Here is a 15908-nt window from a genome sequence, read left to right as displayed (position 1 = left end):
GCAGGGCCATGCTGCCGCTCGGAATGGCCTCCGCAGGGACGCAGTCCGAATGGCACCCTTGAGTTCTGAGTGAGGCGTTGCCGTGGCCGACATCATCGCATTTCCCGCCCGGGATTCGTTGCGCATCATCGGCGCGCAAGCAGAAAGCCCGCATGATGCCGTGGTGCCCAGTCAGCTCAGACGGCTGCGGCGCGAGCTGGAAGTTTGGCGGCAGGCGGTCGACAATCTCGACCGGTGCATCAGGTCGGATCCGTCGCTCGCCTCGCTCGCTCCCGAATGCGACAAGATCCGCGACCTGATCTCCGCAACCGCCGCCAAGCTCGAGTCGCCGTTGTAGAGCCTGCTGCCATGCGGCTCATGCCCCGGCTGGGATCGGCTGCTCCGGACAGTTCGTCAGCCGCGCCGGCGTGCCGATGGCCGTGCAGCCGGCCGGCACATCGCTGGTGACGACCGCTCCGGCGCCGACCTTGGCGAAGTCGCCGACCTCGACATCGCCCAGCACCGTCGTGCCCGAGGACAGCAGCACGCCGCGGCCGATCCGCGGGGCCCGGCCCGGCAGAGCGTCGAGGCGTCCGATGGTGACGTTCTGCAGGATCGTGACATCGTCGCCGATCGCGGCGAAAGCGCCGATGACGATGCCGGTGGCGTGATCGAGAAACACCGAGGTCCCGATGCGCGCGGAAGGGTGGATGCTCACCTGCAGTGACGCCGAGGACTCGGCCTGGAGCAGCAGCGCGAGGTCGAATCGTTCATTCGTCCAGAGCCAATGCGCGACGCGATGGGCCTGCAGCGCGATGTAGCCTTTGTAGTTGAGCAGCGGCGGCAGCAGCGCCGTTACAGCCGGATCGCGCGCAGCGATCGCGCCGAGGTCGCGACCCGCCGCCTCGACGAGTTCAGGCGTGGCGGCATACGCCTCGCGTGCGACCGAGGCAAACCGGGCGCGCGCGCCATCGCCGCTGCCGAGGCGGACGCCAATCTGCTGCGCGACGGCGCTACCGAGATCAGAATGGTCGAGGATTGCAGCCGACAGGGCGGGGCCGAACACGGGGTCGGATTCAGCGATGCGCCGGGCCTCATGCTGGATCGACGGCCAGAACGCGGGACTGGATGGGTGTGTGTCGGCCATGGCAGAGCCTGCTCGATAACAGGTGACGGCGGCACTATAGCCTGATCTGCGCGTTGCAGAAACCTGACTGACGCTTCGCGGGCGTTGTCATCCGATGTGGCCGGCGACATGCCTTGCCGAAGGTTGCAGCCCATTCAGTTCTGCGCCGTCCGCGCCGCTGCGGCGGCGACACCCGCGCCGATCAGGAGGGTGCCGCCCGCCTTGTTGAAGATGCGGGTCACCTTCGCGCTCCGTACGAGCGCGCGGGCGCGCGAGGCGATCAACGCATAGCCGACGGCGTTGGCGAAGGCGAGCACGACGAACGTGGTTTCGAATACGATCAGTTGCGTGAGGAAGCTGCCGTTCGGACTGAGAAACTGCGGCAGGAACGCGACGAAGAAGGTGATGCTCTTCGGGTTCAGCGCCGTGACGATCCAGGCGTGACCGAGCATCTTCAGCGCCGAGGCCCTGTCGGTCCGCGGCACCGCATTGAAGGAGCCGCCGCCCTGCCATAGCTTGATCCCGAGCCAGACCAGATAGGCCGCGCCGATCCATTTCAACGCGGCGAACAGCATCGCCGACGTCGCCAGCAGCGCGCCGACGCCGAGCATGGACAAGGTCATGGCGGTGAAGTCGCCCAGCGCGACGCCGGCCGCCGTCGGCAGCGCGGTTCGCCATCCCTGGCCCAGCGCATAGGAGACCACGAGCAGCACGGTTGGCCCCGGGATCACCAGGAGGATGATGGACGTTCCGGTAAATGCGAGCCATGTCTCGATCGTCATGCTGGTCTCCGTCATCTCGACGTTCATCAGGGTATATCGCTCGCGCCGCGTCAAGGCTTGCGGCGAGCGAACTTCGATAGGCTCAGCAGTTAGGTCTGCTGCGTGTACTCGATCATGGCCAGATTAGCCCCAACTGTCTCCTTTTGATTTTGGACTTGTCTGCCGAGCAATCGTCAGGTCGGAGAAGCGCTTGATCTTTACGTCAGGCATACTGAGTCTTCATCGTTGTCATTGCGCACATCAATTCGGTGACGCACACTAGTCCTAACGCTTCCCGTCGAAGGCCAGCCTCAGGGCGAGCGCTCCAAACACCGTTCCCAGCAGATATTGCGGCCAGCGGCCGAGGCGGCTGCTTCTGAAGACGTTGGTGCCGACACGGCTCGCAACCGCGATGACGGCTCCGTTCACGAGCAGGCCGATCGCATTGAGCACGGTCGCCAGCGTCATCACCTGGAGCGCCATCGATCCAGCATCGGCCTGGATGAATTGCGGAAAGAGCGCCAGAACGAACAGCGCCATCTTTGGATTGAGCAGGTTCGTCACCAGCCCCTGCCGAAAAGCCGCCAAGGTCGAGCGCCGATCACTTTCGCCGGAAGTCGGCGCGAGCAGACGGTCCGAAGTGAACGCCTGCCACGCCAGAAACAAGAGATAAGCCGCACCCGCATAGCGAACGGCATCATAGGCGACAGGGACCAGCAGAAACAATTTGGACAGCCCGAAGGCTGCAGCCAGAGCATGACAATAGGTTCCGGCCTGAATTCCCATCAGTGTCGCAAACCCGACGGATCGCCCCTGTGCAATGCTGCGGCTCGCGATCAGCAGCATGTCCGGGCCCGGCGTTGCCGTCAGCGCCAGAGATGCCAGGGAAAACAGCGCGAGCGTATGAACATCGGGCATCTCCGGTTCGTCCTCCGAGTCAGTCGCAGCGAAGCCAAGATAAAGGTGTAGCGTGTCTCGTCGACGTCCCTTGTTGACCCAAAGCGGAAATCGGCGGTTGGACAGACGGGCCGCGCCTGAGGCATATTCCTCAATATCGGAAGGGGGCGAACGATGGAACAGCGCTTTACGTTCGATCAGGTTGCGAGCGTATACAGGGCCTCACGCCCGGACTATCCAGAGGCGCTTATTGACGATGTTCTGTCGTACGCAGAGCTAAGGCCAACCGATAACATTCTCGAAGTCGGCTGCGGAACGGGTCAGGCGACAAAGGGCTTCGCGCCGCGGGGCTTTCCTATCGTTGCCATTGATCCTGGACCAGAAATGCTGCTCGCTGCACGCGAGACTTTGGCGAGTTTTGCCAACGTGAAATTGGTCGGGGCTACTTTCGAGGCGTGGCCGGTTGGCAATTCAGTGTTCGCTCTAATCTTCGCGGCACAGGCGTGGCACTGGGTATCCCCAGAAGTGCGGTTCGTAAAAGCCGCCCAACTGCTTTCGACTAACGGAACACTAGCCGTCTTCGGGCACGTGCCTGTCGGACTACCCTCACACTTATTTGAACGGTTTAAGCAAATTTGGCTACGTCACACGGGCTCGTGGGGGCCGCCGCCCGAAGCTTGGTACCTACCGAACGGCCCGTTTAAGGACTGGTTTGACCAGTCGCAGTTGTTCGGGTCCGTTGAGCACAAGTGTTATCCGTGGAAATGGCAGCACACGACATCCAGCTACACGGATTTTCTGAGCACGCGGTCGGACGTTCGGCTACTCGCCGCAGAGACGCGTGAAGACCTGCTCGATGAAATTGCAAAAGCAATCGACGATCAAGGAGGCGGCCTTGACATCGATTACGAAACGCATCTCTACATTGCTCACCGTGTTGATGGCGACTAATAGCCCTTCGCGTCAGCCCATTTGTCGCGTTCACTTCCGGTTCTGGCCCATCCCGGACCTTCCGGCCGGCACCGGGGATGAAGGCTGCTTTTGGCCCGGCGCAGAGCAGGCAGACGCTCCCACATCGACCTTAGTCCGCCGGGGGCCACCGCTCGCCCAAAAAATTTCTCTTTCGCTTTTCCAGAAACTATGCTTTATAGCCTCCATCCTGCTTCGCCACGAGGGGCGTATCGCGATCGTCACGAGACGTGAGGCGGGGAGGCGATGGCCGTGGGGTGCCGCAGCGTGCTTGCACGCGGACGAACGGCAGTTTGCGGACGTGAAGTCGTGTGGTCCTGGCGCCGCGACGCTGGCGCCAAGCTGTCGGGCGATGATCCCGTCGGCGACGGTGGCTAAACAGCCGTACACCGAGGAGAGCACGATATAAACGTGAAGACCATCGCGCGGGGAATGCCGGGATGTCTCGGCTGAACCTGTGGTTCCTGCCGCCAGCATTTTTTTCAGCTGGCGGGCCATGGGGGCGGCCAGCTCCCGGCATTCCCTGCGCCCTCGTGATTTCCGAGGGTCCGTCGGCATTCAAGCCTCGGGCGCGTCGGCGTCGCGTGATCGCGCGGATGCGCGCCGGCACGGCCAGTTCGGGGGGCCGCGATCGCGACAGGCGCGATCTGACGTCCAAGTTCTGACGTTCCAAGTGGCGGATCGGCCAGCGGGCGGGCGCTCGCGCCGCGGCGGATTATGATCTACACGGAGGGCGATCATGATGGACCGTCAATTGCGTCTCGCGCGCACCGGCGCGAAAGACAACTCCGGAGTTGCATATGTCGCCCAGCCAAGCACATTCCCTCAATCTCGCCGCGGAAACGACTGACATCCTGACCTCGCTCGGCGTCGCGCCGGAGCGGCTGCGCGGCGGGGCGCGCGCCGCCCGCTCGCCCGTGACTGGCGAGGTGCTGGCCCAGGTGCATGACGACACGAGAGCGGATGCCACGGCGGTGATCGCGCGCGCCCACGGGGCGTTTCTGCAGTGGCGGCTGGTGCCGGCGCCGAAGCGCGGCGAACTGGTCCGGCTGCTCGGCGAGGAGCTGCGCGCCAACAAGGCCGCGCTCGGCCGCCTGGTTTCGATCGAGGCCGGCAAGATCGTGTCGGAAGGCCTGGGCGAGGTCCAGGAGATGATCGACATCTGCGAGTTCGCTGTCGGCCTCTCGCGCCAGCTTTATGGCCTGACCATCGCCACCGAGCGCGCCGAGCACCGCATGATGGAGACCTGGCACCCCCTCGGTGTCACCGGCGTGATCTCGGCCTTCAACTTTCCCGTCGCGGTGTGGGCCTGGAATGCGGCGGTCGCGCTGGTCTGCGGCAACAGTGTCGTCTGGAAGCCGTCCGAGAAGACGCCGCTGACGGCGCTCGCGACCGATGCTCTGTTGGCGCGTGCGCTGGCCCGCTATCGCCGCGAGGGCGGCGACGCGCCGGATGGTCTGACCGGCCTGCTGCTCGGCGGCCGCGCGGTCGGCGAAATGCTGGTTGACGATCCCAACGTGCCGCTGGTTTCGGCGACCGGCTCGACAGCGATGGGACGCGTGGTCGGTGCCTGCCTTGCCGGGCGCTTTGCGCGTGCCATCCTCGAGCTCGGCGGCAACAATGCCGCGATCGTCGCACCTTCCGCCGATCTCGATCTCACCTTGCGGGCCGTGGCTTTCGCCGCGATGGGCACGGCCGGCCAGCGCTGCACCAGCCTGCGCCGCCTGTTCGTGCATGCTGATGTCTATGAGCAGCTCGTGCCGCGGCTGAAGCAGGCCTATGCCTCGGTCGCGATCGGCAATCCGCTGCAGCAGGACACCCTGATCGGCCCACTGATCGACCGCGGTGCCTATGATGCCATGCAGGACGCCCTGAGCGCGGCGAGGGATCACGGCGGCCGCGTGTTCGGCGGCGAGCGGGTCACGATCGGCGGCTTCGAGAATGCCTACTACGTGCGGCCGGCGCTGGTCGAGATCGGCACGCAGGCAGGTCCCGTCGAGCGCGAGACGTTTGCGCCGATCCTCTACGTGATGCCGTATCGCGACCTCGATGCCGCGATCAAGCTGCACAATGCCGTGCCGCAGGGCCTGTCATCGTCGATCTTCACCAACGATCTGCGCGAGGCCGAGACGTTCGTGTCGTTGCGCGGCTCCGATTGCGGCATCGCCAACGTCAATATCGGTCCGTCCGGCGCCGAGATCGGCGGTGCATTCGGCGGCGAGAAAGAGACCGGCGGCGGCCGCGAATCCGGCTCTGATGCGTGGAAGGCCTATATGCGCCGGGCCACCAACACCGTGAACTACGGACGCAGCCTGCCGCTGGCGCAGGGCGTCAAGTTCGACATCGGCTGACCGGCGCGATGTCTTCCTTCGTCAGCGGAACTGGTTTGCTGACTTGCGCGTTGCGCGCTGAAAAGGAGGATCATCATGGCAGCACCGAAGAAGACGACCTCTGCCGCAAAGTCGGCGCGCGGACGCAAGCAGGACCGCGCCCGCGTCGCCGGCGGCCAGGACTACGAAGTCCGCTACGAAGCGAAGAAGAGCGGCCGCTCGGCTTCGGCCGTGAAGAAGGCGGTCAAGAAGGTCGGCAACAGCCGCAAGACCGTCGAGCGCAAGCTCTCGCGTTAATTGGCGAAGCGCAGCATCCCCTAGTTCTTCTGCGGCCGCTGCGGCGGCCGCAGCGATCCCTTGGCCCAACCGAGCGCTTTCGGCGAGTGCAGCGGATCAGGACCGTCGCAGTTGGGGCAGATCAGCTCGCGGCGTTCGCCCTTGCCGTCGCGCACAGCGAGCGCGCGACCGCAGGTCGGGCATGGTTTGCGCAGCAGCCAGTGGGCGGGACGTTGCGGCATGGTGACGTCTCCCGTTCCTCGCCGCAGATTAGGCCGGAATGGGGCAGGCGCGGAATCACTTATTTGAATCGCGGCCGTTCTTCCGGCTCGCCCTGCCGTGAGCATTCAGGACAGCTGTCGCTGATCGCGCGGAGGACGTCCTCGATGGCCGCGACCGCTTCCGAATCGCTGAACCCGGGCGGCGGATCGTCGCGTGCGACGCGAAAAGCCAACGTCAGGGCGTGCGGATCGCCTCGCTCCCGCATCCAGCCATGCTGTTCGCATTCGACGATCGCGCCCGCCTCCAGCAGCGTCGCCGTCGCCCAGCCATCGAGGCTGCGGACGGCAGGTCGGCACGTGATCATGACGGACATCGGCGAATCTCTCCAGGAAAGAGAATCCACGATCTCGCCGGGGTTTCCAGGCCTGGCCTGCAGGGCAGGGATTCGGAAACGAAGGGGCTGGCTCCTTCAGCCGTCCGGCTTGAGATCGTCGCCGGCTGCGGCCATCCTGGACGGACATCAGTGAAGCGGGTGCAGACCAACATGAAGATCAAGGCGAACGAGGATTTGCTGCTCATCATCGATGTGCAGAACGACTTTTGCCCCGGCGGGGCGCTGGCGGTCGCCGATGGCGACGCGGTGGTCCCGCTGATCAATCGGCTGAGCGGCCGGTTCGAGCACGTCGTCCTGACCCAGGACTGGCATCCCGCAGGTCACAGCTCGTTCGCCTCGAGCCATCCGGGCAAGGCGCCGTTCGAGAGCGTCACGATGGCCTACGGCCCGCAGACGCTGTGGCCGGACCATTGCATCCAGGGCACGCCCGGCGCGGCCTTCCATGCTGATCTTGCGACCGACAAGGCGCAACTGATCATCCGCAAGGGTTTTCGCCCGGAGATCGATTCCTATTCGGCGTTCTTCGAGAACGACAAGACCACGCCGACGGGGCTCGCCGGATATTTGCGCGAGCGCGGTTTGAAGCGGGTGTTCCTGGTCGGGCTCGCGGCCGATTTCTGCGTGCACTATTCGGCGGTCGACGCACGCCGGCTCGGCTTCGAGGCCGTCGTGATCGACAGCGCCTGCCGCGGCATCGATCTCGGCGGCTCGATGGCGGCGGCAAAGGCGCAAGGCGCCGAGGCGGGCGTTGTGCGTATCGCCGAGCTGGGGTGACGACGGCGGACTACGCCGCCGCGCCGATCTTCGGCTCGGCGATGGCGCCGGCGACGCGGACGCGGACGCGCAGCGCATTGCCGGGGAGGTAGGCGATCGGCATGTCCTCGACGTCGACGGTCTTGAGCGTGTCGCGATCGGCGCCGGCCTCTACCGCGCGCTCCTCGGCGATGCCGCGGGCGGCCGCGATGGCCTCGTCGCGGCTGAGGTCGCGGAACACCTGGTCGGCCTCGCCGGAGACCTGGGCGATGGCGGCGCCGACCGCATTGGCACAGTCGCCATGGTCAACGCGGACGATGTCGGAAATGCCGGCGAGGCGCTCCGGCACCAGGAAGGCGCCGCCGCCGACCGCGAGCAGCGGCACGTCGCCCGCTTCGGTCTTCATGCGGTCGATGTCGCCTTCGAGCTTGCGGTGGGCATCCGCGAGCGCCGCATCGACCAGGCTCTTCGGCAAATGCGCGACGCGCGCGCGGTCGCCGATATCGATCAGCCCGGCCGCGACGGCGATGTCGGTGGCGGTGAGTTGGTCACCGCCGAACACCAGCGCATCGGCGGTCAGGCGATATCCGACGCTGAGCGGCCCGACGCGAACGGGATCCTGCGCGACATGGCTGCCGCCGCCGAGCCCGATCGAGAGCAGATCAGGCATGCGGAAGAGCGTACGGACGCCGCCGACCTCGACCACCGCGTTGGCCTCTCGCGGAAAACCGTGGCGCAGCTGGCCGATGTCGCTGGTGGTGCCGCCGACGTCGACGACCATGGCGTCGTCGAGGCCGGAGAGATACGCGGCGCCGCGCATCGAGTTGGTGGCGCCGGAGGCGAAGCTCATGACCGGGAAGGCGGTCGCGATCTCCGCCTGCATCACAGTGCCGTCGTTCTGGGTCAAAAACAGCGGCGCATCGATGCCGGAATCCGTGATCGCCCTGCGGAAGGCGGCCACGGTGGTGACGGCGAGGTCGTGCAGCGCGGCGTTGAGCAGCGCGGCGTTCTCGCGCTCCAGCAGGCCGATGCGGCCGAGGTCGTGCGACAACGTCACCGCCACGTCAGGACAGATCTCGGCAAAAATCTCCCGCGCGGTGTTTTCGTGAGCCGGGTCGAGCGGCGAGAACGACGAGGCGACCGCGACCGAGCGCAGGCCCTTGGCCTTGATCGCATGCGCCGCCGCCTTCAGCCCGGCGATGTCGAGCGGCATGAACGGCCGGCCATCATAGTCGTGGCCGCCTTCCAGCATGAAGGTCTCGCCGCTGACGATGTCGGCGAGATCAGCGGGCCAATCGCAGAACGGCGGCAGCGAGGCGGAGGCCGGCATGCCGATTCTGACGGCGCCGATCTTCTGCAGGTGCCGCCGCTGCACCACCGCATTGATGAAATGCGTAGTGCCGATCACGACCGCATCGACCGGCACGGCCGCTGCAGGATTGCTCCGCAGCGCCTTCAGCGCGGCAAGGATGCCGGAGGTGACGTCGGCGGTGGTCGCGCTCTTGACGGAGTGGACGACCTTGTCGTCGGCAATCAGGACGGCGTCGGTGTTGGTGCCACCGACGTCAATACCAATCCGCTTCATTCATTATGCTCCAGAGGTCGCAAACAGCGACCGGAAATCGAGGTCGTAACCGAAGGCACGGGGGCCGACGAAGTCGAGTCCGCGCGGGCTGGTCAAAACGGCGGGTGCCGGCAGTGCGATCACCGTCACGCGCTGGCCGTAGCGCACGGTCTCGGTGCCGATGCCATGGCCGTTGACGCTGTCGAGCACGCAGATCAAATCCGGCGACATCGCGATCGCCTCGCCATCGCGCCAGGCCACGATCCACTCGTTCTGGAACGACAGCTTGAGGCGGGTGCCGCGATCATCGTCGCTGCCCTCGATGACGGCGCTGCCGCGCAGAAAGCCTTCGGTGGTGCGGCGCTCGACGTCGACGATCTTGCCGCTGAACAGGCGCTGGCCGCCCTCGCATGTCAGGATCGCGGCGATCGGGTCCTGGTGACTTCTATTCGCCGCGTCGACGGCGCGGCCGATCGCGATCGCCTTGGTGGTGGTGAAATGAATGCCCCAGTCCTTGACCTCGCGCCCCGTGCGCGGCGCCTTGCTGGTCGAGGCGATCGAGCCCATCTCGACGCAGATCTTGCGGCTGGCGCGCTCCATCCACTTCCAGCTCGGCACCTTCGTGACGACCGCCTCGATGCCGCGCGGATCATACAGCGTGCACGGATAGGGCTTGAGGTCCCCGATCGCCACCGACGTCATCTGCGCTTCGGGAAAGGCGCGGCCCATGCAGTCGGCGTCGACGACGGGGATGCCGAGATGGGCGGCCGCCATCAGCGCCTGCATGCCGTTGCCGCCGCCGATCTCGACCGACATGACGGCGCGGAATTTGATGCCGTTGACCTCCTCCTGCATGCGCACGGCGCGCGCGATGCTGCGGCTGTCGGCAAGCCGCTCCTGGCCGACCAAGGGCGCGCCCATGTTGGAGACGACAGCAACCCAGTCGTCGTCGGCGAGATCGAGCGGCGACATCAGCTGCACGCGATGGCCTTCCGTGTAGAGCCGGCGCAGATTGAGCAGGCCGAGATAGGGGCTGCCGCCGCCGCCGGTGCCGAGGATCCAGGCTCCGACCGCGAGTGCCTCGATGTCGTCGAGGCTGATCGTCTTCATCTCGCCCGCGCTCACGACACCAGCTCCTCGACGACGCGGGCAGCCGCGGCGATCGACAGGATCACGGGGCCGGCATAATGGCGACGGACGCGAGCCTTGTTGGCGCTGGTGTAGCTCATGCAGTCGAGCACCACGAGATCCGGGGTCTTCGCCGACATCTCGCGCGCCGCCGCATCGACAACAGCATCATCCGAGCCCGGCTGCAGCGTGACGCCGACCACTTCGACACCCTCGCGCTGCCATTTGCCGGCGATCAGCGCGGTCTGCTCGGCCAGCGGGGAGAACACGCCGAGCCGTCCCTTCGGCAGCACGGCTTCGACCATCTTGTGCAGCACCGCCGAGGGCAGGATCACCAGTCCCTCTGGGGTGAGGTTGGGAAACTTGCCGGTACAGGCGAGCATGACGACGTCGATGCCCTCATGCCGAAACTTCGCCAGTTGCGCATTGGCGCGACCCTCGACCGCCTTCTTGCTGATACGGACGTTGTCGCCATTTGGCAGCAAGGTGAACAGCGCGTCGGCGCCGTCGACCGGCGGTATCAGGTCGATCTCGTCGCGGCTCATGCCGTCGAGCGCGCCGCGCAGCTCGATCGTGATGCCAGGGGACAGCACGGCTGCAACCTCGGCTTCCATCGTGGGGCGGGGGCTTTGCCCGATGACCACGACGCCGATGCGCCGCTGCAGCGGGGAGCGATCTGCCGTGTCCGTTGAAGTAGATGAGAGTATGACGTTCAAAGTATCAGTCCTCGAGAATGACGAGATCGGCTGGGCGCCAGCCGAGCGTGACTGCGTGGCCGGGCGCATGGAGCGGACCCGCTCCGGAGTTCGGCTGCTGGGCGAGCACGCGCTGCCCGCCGTCAAGGACGATGCGGTACAGAACGGCGCCGCCAAGGAAATTCGTGCTCTCGACCGTGCCGCGCGCCGACACGCCCGTGCTTCTGACATCGGGCGTGCTGCCGGGAGACACACCGATCTTCTCCGGTCGCAAGGCGACCGATACAACCTCGCTACCAGCGATTGCGGCCGCCGCCGGCAGGGCCAATACGAGGCCGTTGCCGACGGCGATTCCGACACTGTGGTCCATCGTCACGCGCTGGCCACGGAAGATGTTGGTGTCGCCGATGAAGTCGGCGACGAAGCGCGTTCGCGGCTGGTCGTAGATCTCGACCGGCGTACCGATCTGCTCGACGCGCCCGGCGTTCATGACCGCGATGCGGTCGGACATCGCCAGCGCCTCCTCCTGGTCGTGGGTGACGAAGACGAGGGTGAGCCCGAGGGACTTCTGCAGCTGCTTGAGCTCGAACTGCATCTGCTGGCGCAGCTTCTTGTCGAGCGCGCCGAGCGGCTCGTCGCACAACAGCACCCGCGGCGAGATCACGATGGCGCGGGCCAGCGCGACGCGTTGCTGCTGGCCGCCGGACAGCTGCGCCGGCCTGCGGTGCTCCATGCCGGACAGCTCGACCATCGCCAGCGCAGCCTTGACCTTGGAGGCGATGGTGGCCTTGTCGATCTTGCGCATGCGCAGGCCGAAGGCGACGTTCTCAGCCACCGTGCGATGTGGAAACAGCGCATAGTTCTGGAACACCATCGCCATGTCGCGCCTGTGGGCGGGCACATGGGTGATGTCGGCGCCGTCGATGCGGATCTCGCCGGTGCTCGGCGTGTCGAAACCCGCGATCATGCGCAAGGTCGTGGTCTTGCCGCAGCCGGAGGGGCCGAGCAGGGAGAAGAACTCGCCCGGCCGGATGTCCATGGCGACGGCGTCGACGGCGCGGACGCCGCCGTCATAGACCTTGCTGACCCTTGCGATCTCGATGCTTGCGCTCATGCGCGGAAGATCCGGTTGACCCTGCTGTCGATCTCGTCCTTCTGCGCATTATACCACTTCCAGTCGACCTGGATCAGCTTGCTGACCTTCTCCGGCGTGGTCAGCAGTTTGGCGTCGTACTTGGCGTCGAGCTTGACCTTCTTGTTGGCCGGCGAATACCACACCGTCTCGGCGAGGCGCTTTTGAACATCGGGCCGCAGCATGTAGTTCACATAGGCGTTGGCGAGCTCCTTCACCTTGCTGCCGGGCGTGATGGTGAGCACCTGCTCCAGCGACAGCACGCCCTCGCTCGGCGTGACGAATTCGGTAGGCTGGTTCTGGCCGTCATAGCGGTAGATGCCGGAATCGTGGATGACGCCGAGTCCGACCTCGCCGGACAGCAGCAGCTTCTCCATCGCGCCGGTGAAGTCGACCAGCTTGATCGGCTTCAGCTTCTCCAGCGCGGCATAGGCGGCGTCGAGATCCATCTGTCCCTTGCCGTACAGCGTGCCGCACATCATCAGGAAAGCCTGCCCCAGGCTGTTGACCGGGATGACGTAGCCGCCGCGCACGCCGTTGTACTTCGGATCCCACAGCTCCTTCCAGGACGTGACGTTGGCGTAACCCTTGTCGGTGCGCATGCCCAGGCCGATCGCGCTGGTGAAGATGCAAACGCCGACGATCTTGTCGCTGACCGCATAGGGGTAGACATCGGTGATGTTCGGCACCAGCTTGGGATCGACCTTCGGCTCGACGAGGCCCATTTCGACTGCCGCCCACTGCTCGTTCGAATTGGTGTGCAGCACGTCGTAAACAGGCGCCGAGCGCGAGCTCGCCTGCAGCTTCGGCAGGAACGGCAGCGCGGTATCCGTCTTGAGCTTGCACTTGAATTCGCTCTCGAAGGCGGGGCCGATCTCCGCCTTCATGACGTCGCCCCATTTGCCGCCCCAGCCGGTGATGTTCAGCACCGGCTCGTCGGCGCGCGCGACATAGGGAGCTGCGAGGACGCCGGCGCCAAGCGACGCGGCGGCCGTCAGCAGGCGGCGGCGGCTCAGGGGAAAGCGACGTGATGAGGCGGTCATGTCCAGGAGCTCCCTTAGAGTTTGACGTAGGAGCGCAGGCCGACGGTGCGGTCGAGCGCGATGACGACGATGAAGGCAAGCAGGATCGAGACGACGGAGGCCGCGCCGATGGTGCCGTCGAGATCGAATTTGAGATAGTTGAACAGCGTGATCGGCAGTGTCTCATTGCCGGGGGCGACGAGGAATAGCGATACCGGAAACTGGTCGAACGAGACGATGAAGGCGAAGATGGCGCCGGCCATCACCCCGGGTTTGACCAGCGGCAAGGTGACCTCGAAGAACGTTCGCGTCGGGCTGGCGCCGAGATTCTGCGCGGCTTCCTCCAGTCGCACATCGAAATTATGCAGCACGGCGAGCGTGGTCCGGACGACATAGGGGATGGCGACGAGCGTATGCCCTGCAACGAGTCCCCACAAGGGACGGCCGACGTCGAGCAGGACGTAGGACTGGAATAGCGCGAGGCCGGTGAGGATCGCCGGCAGCATCAGGGGCGACAGCATCGTGGCGACGATCAGCCGCGAGCCCGGCAAATTGCCACGGGCGATGGCGAGCGCTGCGGATGCGCCGAGCACGGTGGCCGCTGCTGTCGTCAGCGCCGCGACTTCCAGGCTGAAAGCGAGCGCGTGCATGAAGTCGCGCGAGACGAAGAATTTTTCGAACCAGCGCAGCGACACGCCGACCGGCGGAAACTGGATGAAGGGTGTCGGATTCAGTGCGAAAACGATGACGATCGCAATCGGCATCAGCAGGAAGACGAGGATTGTGATGTTGGCCGCGAGATAAAGCCTGCGGCCCCAATGCCGCGGCGGGGTCGTGCCGCGACGTGCAGGCGCGGTCGTCAGGTCATGCGATGCAGCGAGATGGGGCTGCGATCGGGGCGCTAGGCTCGTCATCGCCGTCCTCATTGCAGCTCGCGCTGGCCGGAGACGAGGCCGAGCATGTGATTGTAGGCGATGACGAGCAGCAGCGAGATCGCGAGCAGGACCATGCCGAGTGCGGCCGCGAAACCGATGTTGAAGTTCGCGGAGATCTGCTGGTAGATCAGGATCGGCAGGGTCATGATCTGGAAGCCGCCGAGCAGGATCGGCGTGACATAGGCGCTGATCGCGAGCGCGAACACCAGCAGCGAGCCGGCGAGGATGCCGGGCAGGCTGAGCGGCAGGGTGACTTCGAGGAATGCTCGCCATGGGCTCGCGCCGAGATTTTCCGCCGCCTGTTCGAGCCGCTCGTCGATGCGGCCGATCACGCCGGTCAGGGTCAGGACCATGAACGGCACGTAGATGTGGACGAGGCCGATGATGATGCCGGTCTCGTTGTACATCAGCTGCAGCGGCTTCGTGATCAGTCCGAGCGAGGTCAGGAGCTGGTTGACGACGCCCTTGTCGGACAGCAGCGTCATCCAGGCGAAGGTGCGCACCACGATGCCGGTCAGCATTGGCGCCAGCACCGCCATCAGCAGCAGCGCATGGCCGGTGCGGCTCTTGATCCGCGCCATCCAATGCGCGAGCGGATAGCCGATCAGGAGCGCGGCCAAGGTGGTCCAGAGGCCGATCCGGATCGTGGTCCAGATCACCTCGAGATAGTAGCTGTCATTGCCGATGCGGGCGTAGTGCTTGGCGGTGACGGCGACGTTCGGCATGACCACGGGATTGCCGGTCAGCACGCTCATGACCGCCATCAATCCGATCGGCAGGAAGAAGAACAGCGCGAATAGCAGCGCGCTCGGCAGGATCAACAGCGCCAGGCTGTTGACGCGCGGCGCGCTGGCGCCTGGCATCAGGAGGCCAGTCCGGTCAGCTGCTCGATGGTCTGGCCGAGCGGATCGCCGGTCATCCGCCGCAGCTTCGCGGCCATCGCGCCGAGCTCGCGGCGGACGTTGGCGCGCTCGATCTCGGTGGTCGCCTGCACCGAATAGGAGATGGCGATGCCGATCAATTCGCCGCTGTCGCCGCTGGCGAGCGCAAAGCCCTGTGAGCCAACGCCTTCGATGGCTTCATCGGCCGCATCGGAGATGCCGCTGCGGCGGATCTCGTTCAGCCGGGCCATCAGCTCGGTGAAGTTCTGCGGCGAGTTGGCGGGGACCTTGGGATAGTCGAGCGGCACGCGCGCGCGGATCTCCTGGTCGGACAAGCGCGCCAGCATGGCGCGGCCGTTCGAGGTGATGATCGCGGGCGTGCGCTGGCCCGGCGGGTTGACGACGCGCAGCGGATTGGAGCCGGGCACGATGCGCAGCACGACCTGCTGATAGCCGTCGAGCACGGCGATGTAGCCGGTATGGCCGGTGCGCGCGCAGACGTCGCGCAGTTCGCGCTCGGCGGTGGCGATCAGGTCGTCATGGGCGCGATGCAGCCGCCCGAGCTCGAAGGTGAGCAGGCCGGGACGGTAGCGCCGGCTGTGCGGGTCCTGCTCGAGCAGGCCGCAATCGCGCAGCGAGCGGAGCAGGCGGGAGGTCGAGCTCTTCGGCTTGCCGGTCAGGACTTGCACGTCGGCAAAGGAGAGGTTCGGCCGCGAGGTCGAAAAGCAGCGCAGGATGTCGATGGCGTTGGTCAGGGCGCTCATGATGATACCGTTGGTTCCATTATGCGGAACATAGTCCCGAATTCTAGAAGCGGCAACCCGTCTGCCGCAAGGCGAAAATA

Annotated in this window: 18 protein-coding genes; 5 read left to right on the top strand and 13 right to left on the bottom strand. The window is 65.7% G+C overall.

The annotated features are described in order from the left end of the window. The first annotated feature begins 82 nt into the window (after positions 1-82). Positions 83-337, top strand: a complete 255-nt coding sequence (locus tag S58_RS26645; protein WP_015668504.1) for a hypothetical protein — start codon at positions 83-85, stop codon at positions 335-337. Positions 338-355: 18 nt separating this feature from the next. Here the strand turns inward: S58_RS26645 and S58_RS26640 are convergent, their stop codons facing one another. From S58_RS26640 to S58_RS26630, 3 genes are all read right to left on the bottom strand, one after another. Then, positions 356-1126, bottom strand: coding sequence for a serine O-acetyltransferase (locus tag S58_RS26640; RefSeq protein WP_015668503.1), 771 nt, complete (start codon positions 1124-1126; stop codon positions 356-358). A gap of 134 nt (positions 1127-1260) precedes the next feature. Then, positions 1261-1887, bottom strand: a complete 627-nt coding sequence (locus tag S58_RS26635) for a LysE family translocator (RefSeq protein WP_015668502.1) — start codon at positions 1885-1887, stop codon at positions 1261-1263. Between the two features lie 264 nt (positions 1888-2151). Then, a complete protein-coding gene (locus S58_RS26630; RefSeq protein WP_015668501.1) occupies positions 2152-2784 on the bottom strand; it encodes a LysE family translocator in 633 nt (210 codons plus the stop codon). Positions 2785-2937: 153 nt separating this feature from the next. Between S58_RS26630 and S58_RS36890 the strand changes: the two genes are divergently transcribed. From S58_RS36890 to S58_RS26615, 3 genes are all read left to right on the top strand, one after another. Beyond that, a complete protein-coding gene (locus S58_RS36890) occupies positions 2938-3714 on the top strand; it encodes a class I SAM-dependent methyltransferase (RefSeq protein WP_015668500.1) in 777 nt (258 codons plus the stop codon). A gap of 818 nt (positions 3715-4532) precedes the next feature. Next, the gene (gene amaB, locus S58_RS26620) at positions 4533-6083 is read left to right on the top strand and encodes an L-piperidine-6-carboxylate dehydrogenase (protein ID WP_015668499.1); all 1551 of its coding nucleotides are present in this window, start codon (positions 4533-4535) and stop codon (positions 6081-6083) included. A gap of 75 nt (positions 6084-6158) precedes the next feature. Further along, positions 6159-6359 (top strand): DUF3606 domain-containing protein, encoded by a 201-nt coding sequence (locus tag S58_RS26615; RefSeq protein WP_015668498.1) that lies wholly within the window; start codon positions 6159-6161, stop codon positions 6357-6359. A gap of 20 nt (positions 6360-6379) precedes the next feature. On the opposite strand, the gene S58_RS26610 is transcribed toward S58_RS26615, so the two are convergent. Further along, on the bottom strand, positions 6380-6580 hold the full coding sequence (locus tag S58_RS26610; RefSeq protein WP_015668497.1) for a hypothetical protein: 201 nt from the start codon (positions 6578-6580) through the stop codon (positions 6380-6382). Positions 6581-6639: 59 nt separating this feature from the next. Then, the gene (locus S58_RS26605; protein ID WP_015668496.1) at positions 6640-6933 is read right to left on the bottom strand and encodes a hypothetical protein; all 294 of its coding nucleotides are present in this window, start codon (positions 6931-6933) and stop codon (positions 6640-6642) included. Between the two features lie 171 nt (positions 6934-7104). Between S58_RS26605 and pncA the strand changes: the two genes are divergently transcribed. Continuing rightward, on the top strand, positions 7105-7728 hold the full coding sequence (gene pncA / locus S58_RS26600; protein WP_042340950.1) for a bifunctional nicotinamidase/pyrazinamidase: 624 nt from the start codon (positions 7105-7107) through the stop codon (positions 7726-7728). Positions 7729-7738: 10 nt separating this feature from the next. Here pncA and S58_RS26595 read toward each other — a convergent pair whose 3' ends face one another. The 8 genes from S58_RS26595 to S58_RS26560 are packed head-to-tail and all read right to left on the bottom strand — an operon-like array spanning position 7739 to position 15828. Then, on the bottom strand, positions 7739-9292 hold the full coding sequence (locus S58_RS26595; protein ID WP_015668494.1) for a hydantoinase/oxoprolinase N-terminal domain-containing protein: 1554 nt from the start codon (positions 9290-9292) through the stop codon (positions 7739-7741). Positions 9293-9295: 3 nt separating this feature from the next. Then, positions 9296-10396, bottom strand: coding sequence for a DUF917 domain-containing protein (locus tag S58_RS26590; protein WP_015668493.1), 1101 nt, complete (start codon positions 10394-10396; stop codon positions 9296-9298). Beyond that, positions 10393-11115, bottom strand: coding sequence for an AroM family protein (locus S58_RS26585; protein ID WP_277996595.1), 723 nt, complete (start codon positions 11113-11115; stop codon positions 10393-10395). Before S58_RS26585 ends, S58_RS26590 begins: the two co-directional genes overlap by 4 nt. Positions 11116-11119: 4 nt before the next feature. After that, positions 11120-12208 carry an ABC transporter ATP-binding protein gene (locus tag S58_RS26580; protein ID WP_015668491.1) on the bottom strand — a complete coding sequence of 363 codons (1089 nt, stop codon included), beginning with the start codon at positions 12206-12208 and terminating at the stop codon, positions 11120-11122. After that, positions 12205-13269, bottom strand: coding sequence for an extracellular solute-binding protein (locus S58_RS26575; protein ID WP_015668490.1), 1065 nt, complete (start codon positions 13267-13269; stop codon positions 12205-12207). Before S58_RS26575 ends, S58_RS26580 begins: the two co-directional genes overlap by 4 nt. Positions 13270-13283: 14 nt before the next feature. Beyond that, positions 13284-14162: an ABC transporter permease gene (locus S58_RS26570; RefSeq protein WP_015668489.1), complete on the bottom strand. Its 879-nt coding sequence runs from the start codon at positions 14160-14162 to the stop codon at positions 13284-13286. Positions 14163-14170: 8 nt separating this feature from the next. Continuing rightward, complete coding sequence (locus S58_RS26565) at positions 14171-15046, bottom strand: ABC transporter permease (RefSeq protein ID WP_015668488.1); 876 nt, start codon at positions 15044-15046, stop codon at positions 14171-14173. Beyond that, positions 15046-15828 (bottom strand): IclR family transcriptional regulator, encoded by a 783-nt coding sequence (locus S58_RS26560; RefSeq protein ID WP_015668487.1) that lies wholly within the window; start codon positions 15826-15828, stop codon positions 15046-15048. Before S58_RS26560 ends, S58_RS26565 begins: the two co-directional genes overlap by 1 nt. Positions 15829-15908 lie beyond the last annotated feature (80 nt).

It is taken from the genome of Bradyrhizobium oligotrophicum S58, from assembly GCF_000344805.1.
In the GTDB taxonomy this organism is placed as follows: Bacteria; Pseudomonadota; Alphaproteobacteria; order Rhizobiales; family Xanthobacteraceae; genus Bradyrhizobium; species Bradyrhizobium oligotrophicum.
The sequence above is the reverse complement of the archived record's forward strand: the minus strand, read 5'-3'. Positions and strand labels throughout refer to the sequence as shown.